The sequence below is a fragment of the Lysobacter sp. TAF61 genome (assembly GCF_052113485.1).
GTDB lineage: Bacteria > Pseudomonadota > Gammaproteobacteria > Xanthomonadales > Xanthomonadaceae > Lysobacter_J.
Map to the genome: position 1 here is coordinate 239,421 of NZ_JBFRDH010000005.1, position 17,595 is coordinate 257,015.

18 protein-coding genes and 1 tRNA gene are annotated in these 17,595 nt (G+C 64.6%); 8 read left to right on the forward strand and 11 right to left on the reverse strand.

Annotation, left to right across the window (positions count from 1 at the left end):
• Positions 1 to 14 precede the first annotated feature (14 nt).
• On the reverse strand, positions 15 to 938 hold the full coding sequence (gene rocF, locus AB4Y64_RS13130) for an arginase (protein WP_441816899.1): 924 nt from the start codon (positions 936 to 938) through the stop codon (positions 15 to 17).
• Positions 939 to 1,122: 184 nt separating this feature from the next.
• Between rocF and AB4Y64_RS13135 the strand changes: the two genes are divergently transcribed.
• A complete protein-coding gene (locus AB4Y64_RS13135; RefSeq protein WP_441816900.1) occupies positions 1,123 to 1,446 on the forward strand; it encodes a hypothetical protein in 324 nt (107 codons plus the stop codon).
• Positions 1,447 to 1,526: 80 nt separating this feature from the next.
• Here AB4Y64_RS13135 and AB4Y64_RS13140 read toward each other — a convergent pair.
• The 4 genes from AB4Y64_RS13140 to birA form a co-directional block, all read right to left on the reverse strand.
• Positions 1,527 to 1,602: transfer RNA gene (locus AB4Y64_RS13140), tRNA-Thr, on the reverse strand.
• Between the two features lie 58 nt (positions 1,603 to 1,660).
• A complete protein-coding gene (locus tag AB4Y64_RS13145) occupies positions 1,661 to 2,383 on the reverse strand; it encodes an SPOR domain-containing protein (RefSeq protein WP_441816901.1) in 723 nt (240 codons plus the stop codon).
• A gap of 9 nt (positions 2,384 to 2,392) precedes the next feature.
• Positions 2,393 to 3,142 carry a type III pantothenate kinase gene (locus AB4Y64_RS13150; RefSeq protein ID WP_441816902.1) on the reverse strand — a complete coding sequence of 250 codons (750 nt, stop codon included), beginning with the start codon at positions 3,140 to 3,142 and terminating at the stop codon, positions 2,393 to 2,395.
• Positions 3,139 to 4,149: a bifunctional biotin--[acetyl-CoA-carboxylase] ligase/biotin operon repressor BirA gene (gene birA / locus AB4Y64_RS13155; RefSeq protein WP_441816903.1), complete on the reverse strand. Its 1,011-nt coding sequence runs from the start codon at positions 4,147 to 4,149 to the stop codon at positions 3,139 to 3,141. The genes AB4Y64_RS13150 and birA overlap by 4 nt, the downstream gene beginning before the upstream one ends.
• Before the next feature lie 574 nt (positions 4,150 to 4,723).
• Between birA and AB4Y64_RS13160 the strand changes: the two genes are divergently transcribed.
• On the forward strand, positions 4,724 to 4,990 hold the full coding sequence (locus tag AB4Y64_RS13160) for a hypothetical protein (protein ID WP_441816904.1): 267 nt from the start codon (positions 4,724 to 4,726) through the stop codon (positions 4,988 to 4,990).
• Positions 4,991 to 5,077: 87 nt separating this feature from the next.
• The gene (locus AB4Y64_RS13165; protein WP_441817018.1) at positions 5,078 to 5,779 is read left to right on the forward strand and encodes a zinc-dependent peptidase; all 702 of its coding nucleotides are present in this window, start codon (positions 5,078 to 5,080) and stop codon (positions 5,777 to 5,779) included.
• Between the two features lie 9 nt (positions 5,780 to 5,788).
• Here the strand turns inward: AB4Y64_RS13165 and AB4Y64_RS13170 are convergent, their stop codons facing one another.
• The 5 genes from AB4Y64_RS13170 to dusA all read right to left on the reverse strand — a co-directional run bounded on the left by AB4Y64_RS13170 (position 5,789) and on the right by dusA (position 10,522).
• The gene (locus AB4Y64_RS13170) at positions 5,789 to 7,189 is read right to left on the reverse strand and encodes an ATP-binding protein (protein ID WP_441816905.1); all 1,401 of its coding nucleotides are present in this window, start codon (positions 7,187 to 7,189) and stop codon (positions 5,789 to 5,791) included.
• 66 nt (positions 7,190 to 7,255) lie between these two features.
• Positions 7,256 to 7,939: a response regulator transcription factor gene (locus AB4Y64_RS13175; RefSeq protein ID WP_158733946.1), complete on the reverse strand. Its 684-nt coding sequence runs from the start codon at positions 7,937 to 7,939 to the stop codon at positions 7,256 to 7,258.
• 66 nt (positions 7,940 to 8,005) lie between these two features.
• Positions 8,006 to 8,377, reverse strand: a complete 372-nt coding sequence (locus AB4Y64_RS13180; RefSeq protein WP_441816906.1) for a hypothetical protein — start codon at positions 8,375 to 8,377, stop codon at positions 8,006 to 8,008.
• A gap of 204 nt (positions 8,378 to 8,581) precedes the next feature.
• On the reverse strand, positions 8,582 to 9,493 hold the full coding sequence (locus AB4Y64_RS13185) for an arginine deiminase-related protein (protein ID WP_441816907.1): 912 nt from the start codon (positions 9,491 to 9,493) through the stop codon (positions 8,582 to 8,584).
• Positions 9,494 to 9,496: 3 nt separating this feature from the next.
• Positions 9,497 to 10,522 (reverse strand): tRNA dihydrouridine(20/20a) synthase DusA, encoded by a 1,026-nt coding sequence (gene dusA / locus AB4Y64_RS13190; protein WP_441816908.1) that lies wholly within the window; start codon positions 10,520 to 10,522, stop codon positions 9,497 to 9,499.
• A gap of 116 nt (positions 10,523 to 10,638) precedes the next feature.
• Between dusA and AB4Y64_RS13195 the strand changes: the two genes are divergently transcribed.
• The 3 genes from AB4Y64_RS13195 (at position 10,639) to AB4Y64_RS13205 (ending at position 14,365) form a co-directional block, all read left to right on the forward strand.
• Positions 10,639 to 11,670: a site-specific integrase gene (locus tag AB4Y64_RS13195; RefSeq protein WP_441816909.1), complete on the forward strand. Its 1,032-nt coding sequence runs from the start codon at positions 10,639 to 10,641 to the stop codon at positions 11,668 to 11,670.
• A 5-nt stretch (positions 11,671 to 11,675) separates the two neighbouring features.
• The gene (locus AB4Y64_RS13200) at positions 11,676 to 12,668 is read left to right on the forward strand and encodes a hypothetical protein (protein ID WP_441816910.1); all 993 of its coding nucleotides are present in this window, start codon (positions 11,676 to 11,678) and stop codon (positions 12,666 to 12,668) included.
• Between the two features lie 296 nt (positions 12,669 to 12,964).
• Positions 12,965 to 14,365 (forward strand): VapE domain-containing protein, encoded by a 1,401-nt coding sequence (locus AB4Y64_RS13205; RefSeq protein WP_441816911.1) that lies wholly within the window; start codon positions 12,965 to 12,967, stop codon positions 14,363 to 14,365.
• Positions 14,366 to 14,927: 562 nt separating this feature from the next.
• On the opposite strand, the gene AB4Y64_RS13210 is transcribed toward AB4Y64_RS13205, so the two are convergent.
• Positions 14,928 to 15,917 carry a type II toxin-antitoxin system PemK/MazF family toxin gene (locus AB4Y64_RS13210; RefSeq protein ID WP_441816912.1) on the reverse strand — a complete coding sequence of 330 codons (990 nt, stop codon included), beginning with the start codon at positions 15,915 to 15,917 and terminating at the stop codon, positions 14,928 to 14,930.
• Between the two features lie 427 nt (positions 15,918 to 16,344).
• Here AB4Y64_RS13210 and AB4Y64_RS13215 point away from each other — a divergent pair, with 427 nt between their 5' ends.
• Both AB4Y64_RS13215 and AB4Y64_RS13220 read left to right on the forward strand, forming a co-directional pair.
• Positions 16,345 to 16,983, forward strand: a complete 639-nt coding sequence (locus tag AB4Y64_RS13215; protein ID WP_441816913.1) for a sigma factor-like helix-turn-helix DNA-binding protein — start codon at positions 16,345 to 16,347, stop codon at positions 16,981 to 16,983.
• Positions 16,983 to 17,588: a hypothetical protein gene (locus AB4Y64_RS13220; RefSeq protein ID WP_441816914.1), complete on the forward strand. Its 606-nt coding sequence runs from the start codon at positions 16,983 to 16,985 to the stop codon at positions 17,586 to 17,588. Before AB4Y64_RS13215 ends, AB4Y64_RS13220 begins: the two co-directional genes overlap by 1 nt.
• Positions 17,589 to 17,595: the final 7 nt, after the last annotated feature.

Here is a 17,595-nt window from a genome sequence, read left to right on the forward strand (position 1 = left end):
GCCCTGGGCCCGGCTCAGTCGCGCATCAGGGTCGACTTGCCGAACAGGCTCTCGACCAGGTCCACCGCCAGGCGGGCGGTGCGGTTGCGCTTGTCGATGATCGGGTTGAGTTCGACGATGTCGAGCGAGGCCATGCGGCCGGTGTCGGCGATCATCTCCATCACCAGCTGCGCCTCGCGGTAGTTCGGCCCGCCCGGCACGGTGGTGCCCACGCCCGGGGCGATGCTGGGATCGAGGAAGTCGACGTCGAAGCTGACGTGCAAATGGGTGTTCTCGTCCACGCCTTCCAGCGCCTCCTCCATGACCCGCTTCATGCCGATCTCGTCGATGTAGCGCATGTCGTACACGTCCAGACCGTACTGCCGGACCAGGCGCTTCTCGCCCTCGTCGACCGATCGGATGCCGATCTGGCGGATCTCGTCCGGACGCAGCGCCGGCGACTCCCCGCCCAGCTGGGTCAGCGCATCCGGGCCGAGCCCGCACAGGCACGCCACCGGCATGCCGTGCACATTGCCCGACGGCGTCACCTGGCTGGTGTTGAAGTCGGCGTGCGCATCGAGCCAGAGCACGCGCAGCTGCTTGCCGCTCTGGCGGCAATGCCGGGCCACGGCGGTGATCGAGCCCAGGCCCAGGCAATGATCGCCGCCGAGCAAGATCGGCAGGCGCCCATCGGCCAGCTCGGATCCGACCGCATCCATCACGGCCCGGTTCCAGGCAACCACTTCGGCCAGGTGGCGGTAGCCCTCGACCGGCTTCTGCCACGGGTTGCGCGGACCGTCGAGGTTGCCGCGGTCGATGACATCGACGCCACGCTTGACCAGCGCCTCGCCGATGCCGGCGATGCGCAGGGCCTCCGGGCCCAGGCGTGCACCGCGGTGGCCGGCACCGACGTCGGTCGGCGCACCAATCAGCGAAACCCCGGGGAAGTTGCGACTCATGCGGTGACGTTCCTGTCTGTAGTCCGCCCGAGTTTAGACCGTTGTGGTTGCAGGGTCCCGGACCGCCGCCGTTTCAGTTGACCCGTTCCCTTGACGCCGCACTGCCGGCGGCCAGAACATCGAATGCATGCCCCGCTGCGGGGCCTGCCAGGGACCAGGGCACGTGGGAACCATCTCGAATCTGATGGACCGCCTCGCGCGGACAGCCAGGCCCGACCAGCCACCCATCGTGGTCACGGCGTTCGGTTTCACGGTCGGCCCGGCCTTCGTCGCTTGGCAGGCGGTCGCCGAAATCCGCGCGTACGACGCGGATCCGCGCACGAAAGACGCGGCCTTCCTGGAGTTCTCGTGTGGCGGCCAGAGCGTCCGCGTCAGCGTGGACCAGCCCGGATTCGACGGGCTTGAGCAGGTCATGGCCGCGGTGTTCCCGGCGACCGCCGGCTGGCGACAATCGGTCGCTTCCGTGGCCACGGAGCAAGGCTGGACGTTGCTGTTCCGTCGCGGCTGACGGCCATGGTCTGTTTGTTCGCGCCTCAGCTTCGGCATCCGCGCGCAAATGAAAAAGCCCCGGCGATGCGGGGCCTTCGATGGTGCCGGCAGTCAGAATCGAACTGACGACCTACCGCTTACAAGGCGGTTGCTCTACCAACTGAGCTATGCCGGCAAGGCTCGCATTCTAGCCTGCCACGATGGTCAGCGCGCCTGCGGCCCGCCGCTGACCGCTACTTGAGCCGCGCGCAGTCGAGCGGCCGCGGCACGATCTGCACAGCGGCCTGTGCACGCGCGGTATCGAACGAAGGTCCCGGCACCAGGTCGAGCCAGTAGCTGGCGCGGCCGTCGCCGAGCGGTTCGGCGCGCGCCGGGAAACCGGCCGCCACCAGCGACTGGGCGCGGCGACTGGCCGAGTCCTCGCTGCGGTAACGACCCAGTGCGATCGAATTGGCTTCCGCGCCTTCGCGGACGACGAAGTAATCGCCGAAACCGGCTGCCGAGATGCGCTGCGCCGTCGCCTGCGCTTCGGCCAGGCTGGCCGCCGCCGGCAGCAGCACGCGCCAACCGCGCGTGGTGCCGGTGCGTGTCTCGCGCGGGACCACCCGGGTCGAAACCGCCAGCAGGACTTCATGCGCGTTTTTTGCCGCGGCGGCATCGGCGAACGGGCCGAAGCTGTAGCACTGCGCGGGCATGGCGATGGCGACCTTCTCCGCCGCGACGTCCTTGGCCGGTTGCACGGGCGCAGCCGTAGTGACCGGTGCCGCGGCCGGCGTCGGCGTCGGCGCGGCGGCCGGCTTGGCCGTCGGCCGTGCCTCGCGGGCCAGTTGCAGGCGCGCCACGCCCAGCGGCTGCTCGATCGCAGCCGGTGCCGACGGCGGCGCGCGCAGCGTCCACCAGGCGGCGACACCGAGATTGAGCACGATCAGCAGGACGACCAGGGCGCGTATGAGCATGGGTCGATTCTAAGGGGCGGCGACGGCAATCTCGGCGCCGGCCCACTGCGCCAGGCCTTCGAGCACCAGCGTTGCGACCTGTGTCGCGTTCGGCAGTTGCGCGACCAGGGCTTGCGCGCCACCGCCATGGAGGATCAGTTGCGGGGTCCGGCCCAGGCGCTGGCGTGCTGCGTCGAGGCTGCGCTCGATCAGGGCCAGCGCGGCGCCGTCGCAACCCGAAGCCAGTGCGTCCTCGGTGTCGCGGGCGAAGTCGACGTAGTCGCCACCGCTTTCCGGTAGCTGCGGTGCGCGCTCGTGCAGCACTTCGCGCATCAGCGTCGGCGAGGGCGCGATGCGACCGCCGAGGTGGCGGCCATCGGCGTCGATCAGGTCGATGGTCAGCGCGGTGCCGACGCCGCATACCAGCGCCGCGTCGGCAATGCGCGCGTGCGCCGCCAGCAGCGCGAGGAAACGGTCGACGCCCAGTTTGCGCGGATCGGCGTAGGCGATCTGCACAGCGCCGAAACGCAGTTGCGTGCGCGCCAGCGAGATGCGCCGGCAGCGCGTGGCCAGGGCATCGAGCACCGCCACGCGCAGCGTCGGCTGCGCAACGCTGGCCAGGTAGGCGACGTCGATGCGCTCGGGCAGCAGTTGCGCCAATGCCGCCGCCACGTCGTCCTCGCGGTGCGGCAGCGCGACGGCAGCGCCGGCGCGACCGTCGGCGCGCAGCGGCGCGCACTTGAGCCGTGTATTGCCAAGATCGAACAGCCACGCACTCATGCCCCGCCCCCTTGTCCCGCGCCGCGGCGCACGCTGACTTCACCGGCATGGAAATGCCGTTCCTCGCCGTTGTCCAATCGCACCCGCAAGGCACCATCGTCGGCCAGGCCCATGGCGACGCCATGCTCGGTGGCGGTGGCGCCGTGCATGCTCACGCCCTGCCCGGCCAGTGCATCGAGTGCGGCATACCGGGCAATGAAGTCCGCCAGGCCGCCGGCATCGAACTCTTCCAGCGCCGGCAGCAATTGCGCCAGCACCGCCGCTGCGATGGCATTGCGATCCCGCGGCGACGCCGAGATGGAGAGCGAGGCCAGGTCGCACCACGGCTGGTCGATCTGCGCGGCGGCGGCTTCGGGCATGCGCACGTTGATGCCCAGTCCGATCACCGCGCGCACCGGGCCTGCATGTTCGCCACCGCCTTCGACCAGGATCCCGCCGAGCTTGCGCAGCGTGCCGTCGGCGTCGATCACGACCAGATCATTGGGCCACTTCAGTCGTACTGCGCCGAAGCCGCAGGCGTGCAGGGCTTCGGCGGCGGCGATGCCGGCCACCAGGCTGAGACCGCCGAGGCGAGCGAGGCCGCCGCCGAACTGCCGCGCCAGCGACAGGTACAGATGCGCGGCCAAGGGTGAGGCCCACTCACGGCCGCGGCGGCCGCGACCCCCGCTCTGGCGCTCTGCCAGCAGCACCAGCGCGCCGCGCTCTGGAGTGGCCCGGCGCAGCAGCTCGGAGTTGGTCGAGTCGATGGTCCAGGCCGTCTCCAGCCCGGCCAGCGCAGCATTGGCGGCCGCCGGAAGCGCGCTGCGGATCGCCTCGGCGTCGAGCAGATCGAGCGGCTGAGCCAGCCGGTAACCGCGGCCGGCCTGGGCTTCGATCGCGACACCTGCCTCGCGCAGCGCTTCGATCCGTTTCCAGACCGCCGCCCGGGTCTGGCCACTGGCCTGAGCCAGGGCATCGCCCGAGGCCGGACCGGCCATCAGCCGCAACAGCAATGCGCGGTCGTCCATCAACCCCACCTGCGGCCGCACCCCGACCTGCCCGGCATCCAGGAGCAAGCGTGAGGCGAAAGGGCATGGGGCAACCGCGGCTGCGGGCAGTCGTCGAACGTCATGGAGGAATTATGCGCGAGGCCGCCAGTGAGGGCGCCCGCCTGCTGGCCCGGCTGAATCAATCCCCTCCGGCCCTTGGCCGATGCCGGCGGGGCGGGCCGTAAGTCGGGATGCCGGTGGTCGAAGGGGCACTGGCTGGGCGGCCGCGCCGGGGGGGAGTTGGCCGCCCCCGCCCCTTCCCACCGGTGAAGCCGGCAACGATGACGCCGGCGAATCGGCAGAACGACGCCGCGGCGCGGCAAGCGGTTGCAACCATCCGCCCCGGGGCTGCATCGATAAGAGAAGATACCCATGCAGCATCTCCGGGCCCGACCCGGCGGAAGGGTCGGAACCCGTTCTAGAGAGCACAAGGAGAGTTGCTGCAATGCACCATGCCCCCGGCCGCCCAACGGCCAGATCGACCCAGTCGTTTCGCGCTATATTCCAGCATTGCCTGAAGCCCGTGGCTTCACGCCCGTCCGAGGAATCCGTCATGTTCCGGATCTGCCTGTGCCTGCTGATCGTGGTCGCCAGTTCGACTTCGGCTGCGCGCGAGATCAAGCTCAGCTCCGCCAACAGCGGCAGCTGCCCGGAATCGATCGCGCTCGAGCGCGAGGCTGCACGTCCCGAAGCCCGCGCCACCCCGGCTCCTGCCCGCACCGTCAAGGCCAAGCCGGCCCTGCACAGCGACACCGCCAGCAGCGCTGGCCGCATGCAGTCGCCGCGCTGGCACAGCTTCCTGCCGGGCATGTTCCGCTGAGGCTGCGCTCCACCGTAACGGTCGCCCTTGCTGAACCTGATCCGTCGCCTCTGGCGCGCTCCTGACGCCCTACCCGACGCGCTCTGGCTGGAAACGCGCGCGCGGGTTCCCTGGCTCGGCGGACTAGAGTCCGAACGCGACGCGCGCCTGCGCGAACTTGCCGCGCGCTTCCTCCACGAGAAAACCATCAGCCCCATTGGCGAGCTGGCACTGGACCCGGTCCAGCGCTGCATGCTCGCCGCGTTGTGCTGCCTGCCGCTTATCGAGTTCGGCGCCGAAGGCCTTCGCGGCTGGTCGCAGCTGATCGTTTATCCCGATGCGTTCCGGGTCAATCGCAGCCACGTCGATGCCGCCGGCGTGCTGCATGAGTGGCAGGACGATCTGATCGGCGAAGCGTGGGAATCCGGGCCGATGATCCTCTCGTGGGCAGACGTCGTCGCCGACTGCGAGGATCCGCAAGCGGGGTTCTGCGTGGCGGCGCACGAGATGGCGCACAAGATCGATGCCCTCGATGGCGCGCTCGATGGCACGCCGCCGTTGCCGCGCCCGTGGCAGCGCGAATGGGCGCGCGACTTCCAGGCCGCCTACGACGCGCTGGCTGCACGCGTGGATGCCGGCGAGGACACCGCCATTGATGGTTACGCCAGCGAATCGCCGGAAGAATTCTTCGCCGTCGCCACCGAGTATCACTTCAGCGATCCGCAGCTGCTGGAAGAGGAGATGCCGGAAGTGGCCGCGCATCTGCGCAGGTTCTACGGCCCGTCGTCGTTTGCGGCGATCCGGGCGTAGCAAAAAACCTCACAGTCCCGGCGGCAGCACCACTTCGAAACGCGCGCCAGCCAGTTCCTGCGAGCGGCTGACATCGAGCGTGCCGCGGTAGCTGCGCACCACGTCCAGCACGGTCGCCAGGCCGATGCCATGCCCCTGCACGCGCTCGTCGCCGCGGACGCCACGCTGCAGCACCAGGTCGATCTTGTCCTCGGGCACGCCCGGACCGTCATCGTCGATGGCGAGCAGCAGGCCGGGGCGCCGGTTGGGCGCGATCTCGCCCCGCTTGGCGGTCAACAGCACGCGCGTGTGCGCCCATTTGAAAGCGTTCTCGATCAGGTTGCCGAGCACTTCCTGCAGGTCGCCGGGCTCGCCGTAGAACTTCACGCCTTCTTCGATATCGAACTCGCACAGCACGCCCTTGGCGGCGTAGATCTTTTCCAGGCTGCGCACGATCTGGTCGGCATACGGTTCGATTTCCAGCGGCGCGGCAAACAGCATGTGACCCGATCGTGCCGCGCGCGCGAGCTGGTACGACACCAGGTCGCTCATGCGCCGCACCTGGATGTCGACTTCCTCGCGCAGCTCTTCGGCCGGGACGTCCTCGCCGGCACGCGCGCGCAGGACCGCCAGCGGCGTTTTCAGACTGTGCGCGAGGTCGGCCAGCGTGTTGCGCTGGCGGTCGAGGTTCTCGCGCTCACTCTCGATGAAGGCGTTGATGCTTTCGGTCAGCGGTTCCAGTTCGCGCGGGTGGCGGCCGCTCATGCGCGAGGCGACACCGCGCTGCACCTTCTTGAGTTCGTCGATCACGCGCCGCAGCGGCCGCAGGCTCCAGCGCAGCACCACGGCCTGCAGCAGCATCAGGATGAAACCGGCGCCACCGAGATAACGCCACAACGCCTGGCGGAACACGCTGACCTGGCGACTGAGCGCGGTGGTGTCTTCGAGGATGTAGATCGTGTACGGGAACTCGGACTTGGCGTCGTCGCCACCGGCGCTCCAGATCAGGCCGCGGCCATAGCGGTAGGCCTCGCCGGGCTGGCCGTTGATCTCGGTGATCGGCAGCGGGCCTTCGAAATGCTCTTGGTTGGCCTGCAGCATCCTGCCGGCCGGCAGTGACGGGCCCTGCGCCGAGGCGGAGTCCCAGTGGCCGTTGGGCAGGATCACTTCGGCATACAGGCCGCTGCCGGGCCGGTCCAGGCGCGGATCGACGGTTTCGTAGGGCGGGATGAACTCGCCGTTGCGGGCGAACTCGCCGCCGGCCACGTAGGCCAGCGCCAGGCTGCGCAGGCGCTGGCGCATGTTGCTTTCGGCCGTTTCCAGGAAGGCGCGGTCGAGGGCGTAGCCGGCCAGCGCCAGGAAGGCGATCAGGCCCAGGCTTGCACCCAGCAGCTGCCGGGCCTGCAACGAACGCGGCTGGCCCCAGCTCATGGCTGTGGACCGGGCGTGGGCGCCCCTGTCATCAGAACCCTGCCCAGGGATGCGAGCGCGAGAAGATCAGTCGCCGCTGCGCGCGATGGCGAAGCGGTAACCGCGGCCGCGCACGGTCTCGATCGGCTTGAGCGCGCCGTCGGGGTCGAGCTTCTTGCGCAGGCGGCCGATGAAGACTTCCAGGACATTGGAGTCGCGGTCGAAGTCCTGCTGGTAGATGTGCTCGGTCAGGTCGGCCTTCGAGACCAGCTCGCCGGCGTGCATCATCAGGTACTCGAGCACCTTGTATTCGTAGCTGGTCAGGTCGACGTTGCTGCCGGCGACGCTGACGGTCTGCGCGGCAAGGTCGAGCACGACCGGGCCGCACTCCAGGGTCGGCTTGCTCCAGCCAGCGGCACGACGCACGAGGGCGTTGAGGCGGGCCAGCAGTTCCTCGATGTGGAAGGGCTTGACCAGGTAATCGTCGGCGCCTTGCTTGAGGCCCTCGACCTTGTCCTGCCAGCTCGAACGCGCCGTCAGGATCAGCACCGGGAACTTCTTGCCTTCGTCGCGCAGCGCCTTGATCAGCTCCATGCCCGACATCTTCGGCAGGCCGAGATCGATGATGCCCAGGTCGAACGGTACCTCGCGGCCCATGTAGAGGCCTTCTTCGCCATCCTGGGCGGCATCGACCGCGAAGCCTTCACGCTTCAGGCGTGCTGCCAGGGTTTCGCGCAGCGGAGCTTCGTCTTCGACCAGCAGAATTCGCATGTTGACTCCAATGTCTATCGTTCTGTCTCGGCCGCTTCCCGGGCGGGTTGCCCAGAGCGTGGCGGGTCAGTCGTCGTCGCGGCGTGTAGGTTCTTCACGGTCGCGACCACGCTCGCGTGTCTGCGGGTCGTCCATGTAGATCCGGACCCGACCGCTGGAATCGACCACCTTGACGCGATTCACATCGCGCCCATCGTACGGCACCCGCTCGGCGCTGAGCACCTGGCCACCGGTCCGGCGCTCGACCCGGCGCACCGAATCGGACAGTTCGCGGCGATCGTTGCTGCGGTCGTGGCCGCCACGGTCCTGACCACCACGATCCTGGCCACCGCGGTCGTGTCCCTGGCCACCACCCTGTCCGCGATCCTGCGCCAACGCGTCGCCGCCCCCGACCACCAGGGTGGCAAGCAGCAACAGGGCGAAGGGGCGTCGGATCAACGTCATCATGCTCGGAGCAAGGGTCGGGGCAACATCAAGTGGGCGGGCGATTTCAACAACGGCGCAATATCGCACGATCGTGCGACTAGAGCGCATTCTCGGAACAATGCGGTGAATCCGGTCTGAACTTTTCCGTTTGACCATGGCCGGGATTCAGACCCAGCACCGTTGCCATGCCTTACGGCGGCTTGCTCTGAGCCGCCCTCAGAAGATCTCGCCGACGCAGCAGCGCAGGGAGCCGCCGCCGGCCTCGATGGCCTCGAGCCCCACGCTGCGCACGCCCAAACCCGCCGCGGCCAAAGCCTCGCGATGGGCGTGCGTGAGAACCGCGGCGGCACGGGCGCTCATCCATACCGCGTCGTCGGACAGCGCGATCGCATTGCCGGCAAACGCGGCATGCTCGGCCGGCGACAGCCGCAGCGCATGCGGGGCATACAGGCCGGCGATGGCATCGACCACCGCCGGATCGGCGAAGCCGCCGGCGCACAGCAGCGCCGCGCGCCCGGCCAGGATCGCGAGGACGACATTGGTGTGGTACTCGCCCGCGGCCAGGTCGAACAGCAACGTTGCGCGCAGGCCGAGGGCTTCGTGCATCAATCGCGCGCCGGCTTCGTCGCAGCGTTCGGACAACCCGCAGAACCCGAGGCCGCGGGCGCGATCGATGACCAGCGCGCCGGTGAGCTCGCACGGATGGGGCTGGGTCGACAGGTCGATCTCGGCGTAGTCGAGCACGCCGCCGAAGAAGGCGCGGATGTCCTCGCGCCCGGCCTCGCGCTGGCGCACCGGGTGGCGCATCCGGCCGACGACGTAGCGGCCTGCGGCGGTGGCGAAGACGTTGTTGGGGAACAGCGCGTCAGGCGTTTCCGGATCGCCGGCGAAGCACACCGTCGGCAGCACCTGCGACAACGCGCGGTGGAGTTCGCGGTGCTCGGCGCTGGCACTGGCGGCATCGAAACCGGCGGCCTGCGCCATGTAACGGTTGTCGGCAGCGGACTGCTCGGCCAGGCGGAAACCGTCGGGGGCAACGAGGAACGCGGCGCGCGCCGTCGCCGGGCCGAAGTCGGCGGGCGTGGCACGGGCGGTTGCGATGAAAGCGGCGATGTCGCGGGTGACCATGCGCTATGCCTGCTCTCGCTGTGCCTGCTCTGCAGGTTCACCGGCGAACGATTCGGTCAACGCCAGCGCCTGCTCGATCAGCGACCAGCCGGCTCCCGGCTTGTGCGCACCCTCGCTCAATACCTGCCGGAACGCGCGACCGCCACGTTCGCCGGCGAACAACCCGAGCAGGTGCCGGCTGATGTGCTTGAGATACACGCCGCGCGCGAGCTGGTCCTCGATATACGGGCGCATCGAGCGCAGCAGGTCGCCGCGGCTGCGCACCTCGCCACCGAACCAGGCGACATCGAGCCGGTGCAGCAGGTACGGGTCGTGGTACGCGGCACGGCCGAGCATCGCGCCATCGGTGTGTTGCAGGTGCGCGGTGGCCTCGGCTTCGCCGGCGATGCCGCCGTTGACCACGATCTGCAGCTGCGGCCGCTCACGCTTGAGCTGGTAGGCCCAGTCGTAGCGCAGCGGCGGCACTTCGCGGTTTTCCTTCGGCGACAGGCCCTTGAGCCAGGCATTGCGCGCGTGGATCACGAACATGCGACAGCCGGCGGCGGCGACGGTATCGATGAAGGCAAGGAAGCGGCCCCAGTCGTGGTCGTCGTCGACGCCAAGCCGGCACTTCACGGTCACCGGCACGTCGCAGTGGGCGACCATGGCCGCGACGCTGTCAGCGACCAGTTGCGGTTCGCGCATGAGGCAGGCGCCGAAGCGACCGGCCTGGACGCGATCGGACGGGCAGCCGCAATTGAGGTTGACCTCGTCGAAGCCCCACTCCGCGCCGATGCGCGCCGCCTGCGCCAGCAGTTCCGGCTCGCTGCCGCCGAGCTGCAGCGCCACCGGATGCTCGATCGGGTCCGTCGCCAGCAGCCGCGGACGATCGCCGTGGATCACCGCGTTGGCGTGGACCATCTCGGTGTACAGGCGGGCATGCGGCGCCAGCAGGCGGTGGAACACCCGGCAGTGGCTGTCGGTCCAATCCATCATCGGAGCGACGGACAGGCGAACATCCATAAGATGCTGTTTTGATTCAGTTATCATTGCGACTTCAGTGCGTTTAAACACTCTGTGTGCGGACTGTTGTGCACACAACGTGCACACGGCGGGAACGGTCGGGTAACATTCGGTAAACGACTGAACGGACACAGATTGCACACATGGCGACCTTTACCCAGCTTCCGTCTGGCAAGTGGCGCGCCCAAGTGCGCCGGGGAGGATTGTATCGGGCCGCTACGTTCCCGCTGAAACGGGACGCTGAAGCCTGGGCGCGCACGATCGAGGGTCAGGCTCACCAGGTGGCAGCTAGTGGGCACGCACAGCCGCCGAAGGGCGCCACCCTGTGTGACTTGATCGACGCATACAAGGGGACAGGTGCAGGCGCGGGCGGCAAGACCAAGTCCGCGACCCTGGCGATGCTGAGCGCGCGGCTCGGCAAAGTCCGGCTGTCGTCCCTCTCGGCGATCGTGCTGCGGGACTTCGTCGACCAGCGAGTGAAGGACGGCGCCGGCGGCGTCACGATCGCCGCCGACCTGTCCTTCCTGGGGGCCGTGCTGAAGTGGGGGCGCCACGTCCGGCACTTGGATATCCCCGCCGACCTTCCGTCACAGGTTCGCGCGTCCCTGAAACATCGCGGATTGGACACGCGCAGCAAGGAACGCGAGCGGGAGCCAACCGACGATGAACTGAATCGGCTTTACGCGCATTGGGCCGCCAGTAGCCGTCATCGAATCGATATGCCGACCCTTTGCCGCTTCGCCTTGGCGACCGGCATGCGTCTTGGCGAGATATGCGCCCTTCGCGTTGAGGACGTTGACCTAAAGCGCAAGACTGCGCTGATCCGCGACCGCAAAGATCCCCGCAAGAAGGTTGGCAACAATCAAACTGTGCCGCTGCTGCCCGCTGCGATCGAAATCTTGAGGGACCTGATTGACGACCGTGAGGCTGGCAGCGTGTTCGGCGCGCAATCTGACTCCGTATCTACTGCGTTCACACGGGCATGCAAGCTGATTGAGCCACCAATCGTGGATTTGCACTTTCATGATCTGCGCCATCGTGCGACAGCCCAGTTTTTCCGCATAGGTCTGGACATCCCTCGCGTTTCGCTTCTAACCGGGCACAAGACCTGGACCATGTTGCGCCGATACACGTCGATCAAGCCCGAAGACGTTCACATATTTCGCATCGGGTAAATGACATGATCAAACGCGCAAAGCCCGATTTCTCGCGCCGCCCTGCGTTTAAGGTCAGCGATAGTGCCGCCGCCCAGTCGAGAAAGACCCGGAACGCTGCGCCGATTTTCGGGTTCGGTGTCGACCCGGATTTTCTACCTCAAAACGTGCGCTACGAACTCCAGCAGGCGGCTAGACGCTCTAAGCTTGCTCCAGCGCAGCAGGAAAAGCTGGTGACATTCGCGACCGAGCTTGCGCAGCGGCCGCACACTAGTGGCGATTCAATTGGTGACCAACGTAGTCAAATTGACGCGATCGCCAACGACGCGCAGAACCTTTTGGCACGGATGAGGGTCCTAACCAGCACGACGGCTGGAACCCTGACCATGTATGCCAACGAGGCCTGCATTGTGCCGCCTTCGCCGTTAACTGCCGACATAGCGGAACACATTCGAGAGATTGGTTCCGCTGAGTTCCTGTCGCAGTCGTGGGATATGGTCGAGGCGTTGGAGAGCGTAGCCAGACACGCGAGCGTTCAACTGAAACTCCTGGCGTCCAAAAGCAATAAGCCCCTGGAGACGCAGCAACGCGGGTTAGTCGCAAACCTGGCGGCTTATCACTACCAATTGACTGGTGAGTTTCCACCCAAATCCAACGCGGCTTGGTTTGCACGGTTTGTGCGGGCTCTTGGGGGGCATATGGGTCTTCACTTCGAAGACTCAAACGCGAAACCGATAGACGGCATGCCTTTCATCGGCGGCCGCATCCCGAGGACCGGGATTGAGTTGGTTGAGAAGCCGAAACACGACCAAGATTGGTACGACGCCATCGAGCGGGACTCAACAAATGTGAGGCCCTGGTGCGGTCACGACTGGCCGCTGCCCCTCAGCACTCCGGAGCCTCAGAACTGTCGAAAGTGCGGTGGCGGGCGAAACGGCGCGCCAGATCTGCCAAACCCTGACACTGATCCCCGAATTTTCGAGATGAGTGTAGGGGCGCCAAGGGAACCGGCGCAGTGAAATAGCCCCGTGAACAGCCCGGCATCCTGCCGGAAACATCGGGGAAACATGGTCACAGACCACCAAGAAGACGTTGAACGTGTCCGCGAGATGGCAGAAGCTCTTGACTGCCTCCTGGAAGATGACTTCCGCCTGCTCGCGGGCGCCACTCGCCTGACGGTGGAAGCTTGGCGCAAGCGAGGCCAAGGGCCGGCCTATGTGCGGCTTGGCAATCGGGTCCTCTACCCAAGGGAAGCTGTCTCGGAGTACCTAAAGTCCGTGACTCGCGAGCGTTCCGCGCAGGGGGCCAGGTTCCTGTGAAGCAATTACCTGCTGTCGCCCAGGGGCAAATCGTTGGTTCGATTGCCAAGCAAGACTCTCAACTCAAGGCCCCGGATGAGGATCTGCCGAATTGCGATCTTTCCTTGGCTGGCCTCTTCCAACGGAACCGTTTAAACGCCCCATTGGAACAACCTTTAGACGTCTACCACGCAAAACAGGTTGAAGTTCGTCATAGCAAAGACACTTCCGAGCGGATCTTCGTACGCGCCCAGGGAACCGTTGAGAATCTGTGGCGGCTGCTGCTCGCGTACGGAATTCGCGTGCGTTACAACGAGCTAGCCAGGGACATCGAGGTCAGCATAGATGGCGTCGCTCGAGACGGTGAACTCGCGAGGAATACGAACTTGTCCCTTATCGAGGACCTGTGCCGACTCAACAAGTATCCACACACCCAGGTTGCAGGAAACATATTCGCCCTGGCCGAGCGTGACAGCTACAACCCGGCCCTGGATTGGATTAGGTCAAAACCGTGGGATGGGAAGCACAGGTTCTCCGAACTCTGCGATTGCTTGACGTTCAAGGATATCTCCAAGGCTCAGTTGTCCTGGACGCTCTTCCGAAAGTGGCTCTTGGGCGCGGCAGCAATCATTTCTGGCCGGACGAACAAGTTTGAGCATGTGCTTGTGCTGGTCGACCCGAATGGTGGTATCGGCAAGACGCGATTCTTCAACAGTCTTTGCCCGCCGGCTTTCCAGGCTGATGGCGTCACGCTCAATGTAGAAGACAAAGACTCGGTTCTGCAGGTCATCGGCAAGTGGCTTGTCGAACTGGGAGAAATCGGCGCCACGTTTGGAAAGTCGGATACGGAAGCGCTGAAGGCCTTTTTGAGCCGATCGTCGGATGAAGTCCGCCCGCCATATTCCCGCGCTGCAAACCGCTTCCCTCGGCGTACGGCATTCTTCGGCAGCGTCAACAACGTGCGATTTCTCGTTGATGACACAAACAACCGGCGCTTTTGGCCAATCGAAGTGACCGAAGTTGACTACCGCCACGCGATAGATATGCAGCAGGTTTGGGCCGAGGCGCTCTGGTGGCTCGACCAGGGAGACTCCTGGCATGCGGGACCCGAGTTGAATGCGGCGTTGGGTGTGTACAACGATGGCTTTAGGAGCATGGATCGAGTTGAGGAGAAAATTCTCGCCAGCTATGACTCCACTCTAGCCCCCTGCAGATACTTGTCCGCCAGTGAGGTTCTGGACGAGATTGGTGTCGCCAGCCCCAAACGTGCCGATACCATCACCGCCGGTAAGGTGCTGAGGAAGCTGTTTGCGTCCAAAGTTTCCAAGGGCTACACCGTCTATCACGTGCCATACGCGAAGAAGCCTGGCGGAAGCTACTCCGCTAGCTCCGAGCGATATGGTGATGGCCCCTTATAGACGAGCAACGAGCCACCAGCTCGCCATCACCAACGACAACATGAAAACATGGCCTATCGGCAGAGGTGACGAATGGTGGCTAGTTTCCAAAAGTACTCGAGCAGTTGAAAGAGCTTCAATCATCAAACAGATTTGCGGAATCTCGTCACCATCCACCACCTGCCTGAAATCCCTGGGTCCTTCCCGAGGGAGGGTCCATGCGGGGTCGTCGACACCGCAGATCTCGCATTGTGCGAGCCCGCTGAAATCGCTTTTGTTGTTTTCCTTGCGATTAGTCCCTATCGGGAATGCGGCCAGGCGACGCAGTCGCCTACTGCACCAAATGGCGCATGCCCTAGCAGGCAAAGTTCTGGGCGGTGGACGGAGACCGACCGTGGGTCTGCGGCAAGAAACAAAAAAGCCGCCTCTCGGCGGCTCTTTTGCTTACTATTTTTTTCTGCAGCAGGGCACTTAAGCCGTCGCGGGGTTCCGGTGCTGCTCCAGCCTTCCCCGCCAGTGCATGCATTGTACCGGGTCCCAAAGGCATGTCAAACGGACCGGAGAACCTGTTCAGGATCGGCCGCTAGGCCATTTTTGCCGCTTCCTGCGCCAGATCCAAGCCTAGGTCGCCCGCCCACTTCGCCGCCAGCCGCCTGTAACACTCAAGCCCCTGCGTTCGGTTCTCAAGTTCGGTGACATAACCTTGAGTTGCTGCAAGCTCACCGGTTAGCGGAGCCAAGTCGGCGCATTTCCTCCGGTACTTCACCACATCTTCCTTGATATCCGCATAGTCCGTCACGCCAATGGCGTGCAGCAATGCTTCTCGCAGTTGCTGGGTATCGGCCCCGCCAAGCGCCGTCGGGTAGGACACGCTTCGTCCTTGGCGGCGCTTTCCGCCGACCATGTAGAAGGTCTCCGGTGGCAACACGCGACGGATCGATACGGTCTCAATCATGCTGCAAATGGCGTAGCTGTCCTTGCCGCTAGCTCCGTAGCGGGTCAGCTTTGAGAGCGTGGCCGGTTCGATCTGAAATGACGTCTTATCGGCGGCATTCTGCGGGTCCGAGGTGATGGGCACGACCTGGATTATGGGACCCCGCACCTTGACTACGATGCAAAGGCGCCGCTTGTGCATCTCCCCTTTCTGGATAGTGTCGCTGTACCGCTTGTTGCTCTTTAGCGATCCATCTTCCCTGCCGATTGACTGCACGAAACCGTAATCGACCTCGACCAAGCTACCTTGCCGGACTCGCTTTTCAACGGTGGATCCAGACTTGCGGACGGTCTGATTCAAATACTCTACAGGGCTGGCGATATAGGGCTCTTTGAGCACCACTTCGAAGCTGGCGGGCGTGCCAGCGCCGGCAGGCACGGCGTTGATCCTGGCGACGAACCAATTGTAGGTAGCGCTGTTCGAAAATTTCTTGGTGCAGAACACTTTGAAATCTGGGGAAAAGCCGGGGAGGAGAGCCTCGGCCACGCCATCTAGCGTTTCTGACCCCAGCAGATTCAGAGCGGTCACCCCGTAGGGGTCGGACACCTCCTCGAAATACCGCACTATCAAGTTGGTCATAAAAGTTGCTCAGGCAACGAAATCGTCGTGGTCGCATAGCCAGGACTTGACGGTGAACGCCAGTCCACCCCCCCGGCCGTGCAGCCCACCTGGCTGGAGCCTTCAAGTCTAGCGAGAAGGACCTGATCCGCTAAGGGGGGTCCAGCGATCGAGCACGCTCGGTTCGTTTGGCGCAGTGCACCGCCCGGCCCCACCCCGCGGCACCCGCTAGAGAGGATATTGTTGTGCCCGCCGGCAACTCTAGGGCAGGCTTTTTGGATCCCCTTCCTTTTCCGTTTGCCCTCTAGCCCTCGGTTGATAGGTAATAGGGTACGAAAATGGTCTTTCATCGCACAAAAGGAAGGGCGTGATGAGAACACGCGATCCACGGCATACCGCTCGGCAGGCACTCCTCCAGAGCCAGTCTCAGGCGGAGTGGCGACGGCAGGTGGCAATCACCGACTACAAGGACCCCGACTATGTCGCATCAGAGGTTCTTGCGTCCTTGATACGAGCTCGCTACGGCCAAGACACAGGCCAGTTAGACGCCGCCGTAAATGCGTTGAACCGGCGCGTAGTTGCCTCGGTCAACAAGCAGATCCAGACCAGCACCTACTACAAGTGCCTGGCCGACAGTCGGAGCGAGCTGGTAGCAGACACGGTCTCCTATGTCTGGGACAAGCTGCTGGCTGACCCCGGTCCCGTGCCCAATTGTGAGGTGCGATTCGCCGTGTTCCTGGGGAACCGCGTCGACGACTACATGCGCCACCAGGACACCTTCGATAATGCGCTGCCGTCTTCCGATGACATGGACCTTGAAGGCGATGAGGGCGATGCGATCAGGCTTGTGGACACCCTGGTGGATCGCGAGGGGGAAACCCCGGAGGATTACGCTCTGCGCGTGGAGCGGCACGAACGCGTGCTTAGCGCATTGATAAAACTTCCCCGCATTGAGCAAAAGGCGTTCTACCTGCGCGAAGAGTGCGAGTTTGACTGGACCAAAGTTGCCAAGCTCCTTGGCTGCTCTGTGCCGACTGCTCGCAAACATTGCAACAACAGCGTAGAGAAAATGAAGGGAGAGCTGTGATGGCACGTAATTCCATCCACATTGACAAAGTGATCGAGGGTTTGTTGGCTAGAAGTGGCAAGCCTACGAGAGAAGATTGGCGGGCACTGATAGAAGAGCACCCCGAGCATCTCGACGAGATTGTCGATGCAGCAATCTTGAGCGGCGCAAATCTCCAAGCATATGACGCTACAGATGAGGCGTTCTTCGATAAAGACGTCTTCGATCAAACGATCAGCAAGGTGCTGACTCTCGTGCACAGAATGCCTTCTCCCGTTCTAGGTGAAGTGAAAAGCAAGATCGAGAAGATCCAAGGGCCCACCGTAAAGAAGGTCGCCACCGAGATCGGAATAGGGCCTTATCCGTCGCTTTTGAGCGGCATTCTGGTGGGCAGGACGCTCCCACCCAAGCGCGTCTATGAAATGCTCGAACAATATTTGGATGCTCCAGTAAGCGCGCTGAGCGAAGTTTTTCGACGAAACTTTGTTCAACTAAGCGCCCCTGCGTTCAAGGCCACAGAGGCGCAACCCACAGTTCGCACTGAGCCTTGTAGTTGGCAAGAGGCTGTGGCCAGACTGAACTTGTCTAGGTCCGAAACAGAGCGACTGATGAAGTTGGCCGAATAGGGGCAAT

Bases quoted from the DNA above. Each gene is read 5' to 3' on its own strand.
- rocF (WP_441816899.1), bottom strand. From the start codon at position 938: ATGAGTCGCAACTTCCCCGGGGTTTCGCTGATTGGTGCGCCGACCGAC.
- AB4Y64_RS13135 (WP_441816900.1), top strand. From the start codon at position 1,123: ATGGACCGCCTCGCGCGGACAGCCAGGCCCGACCAGCCACCCATCGTG.
- AB4Y64_RS13145 (WP_441816901.1), bottom strand. From the start codon at position 2,383: ATGCTCATACGCGCCCTGGTCGTCCTGCTGATCGTGCTCAATCTCGGT.
- AB4Y64_RS13150 (WP_441816902.1), bottom strand. From the start codon at position 3,142: ATGAGTGCGTGGCTGTTCGATCTTGGCAATACACGGCTCAAGTGCGCG.
- birA (WP_441816903.1), bottom strand. From the start codon at position 4,149: ATGGACGACCGCGCATTGCTGTTGCGGCTGATGGCCGGTCCGGCCTCG.
- AB4Y64_RS13160 (WP_441816904.1), top strand. From the start codon at position 4,724: ATGTTCCGGATCTGCCTGTGCCTGCTGATCGTGGTCGCCAGTTCGACT.
- AB4Y64_RS13170 (WP_441816905.1), bottom strand. From the start codon at position 7,189: ATGAGCTGGGGCCAGCCGCGTTCGTTGCAGGCCCGGCAGCTGCTGGGT.
- AB4Y64_RS13175 (WP_158733946.1), bottom strand. From the start codon at position 7,939: ATGCGAATTCTGCTGGTCGAAGACGAAGCTCCGCTGCGCGAAACCCTG.
- AB4Y64_RS13185 (WP_441816907.1), bottom strand. From the start codon at position 9,493: ATGGTCACCCGCGACATCGCCGCTTTCATCGCAACCGCCCGTGCCACG.
- dusA (WP_441816908.1), bottom strand. From the start codon at position 10,522: ATGATAACTGAATCAAAACAGCATCTTATGGATGTTCGCCTGTCCGTC.
- AB4Y64_RS13195 (WP_441816909.1), top strand. From the start codon at position 10,639: ATGGCGACCTTTACCCAGCTTCCGTCTGGCAAGTGGCGCGCCCAAGTG.
- AB4Y64_RS13200 (WP_441816910.1), top strand. From the start codon at position 11,676: ATGATCAAACGCGCAAAGCCCGATTTCTCGCGCCGCCCTGCGTTTAAG.
- AB4Y64_RS13210 (WP_441816912.1), bottom strand. From the start codon at position 15,917: ATGACCAACTTGATAGTGCGGTATTTCGAGGAGGTGTCCGACCCCTAC.
- AB4Y64_RS13220 (WP_441816914.1), top strand. From the start codon at position 16,983: ATGGCACGTAATTCCATCCACATTGACAAAGTGATCGAGGGTTTGTTG.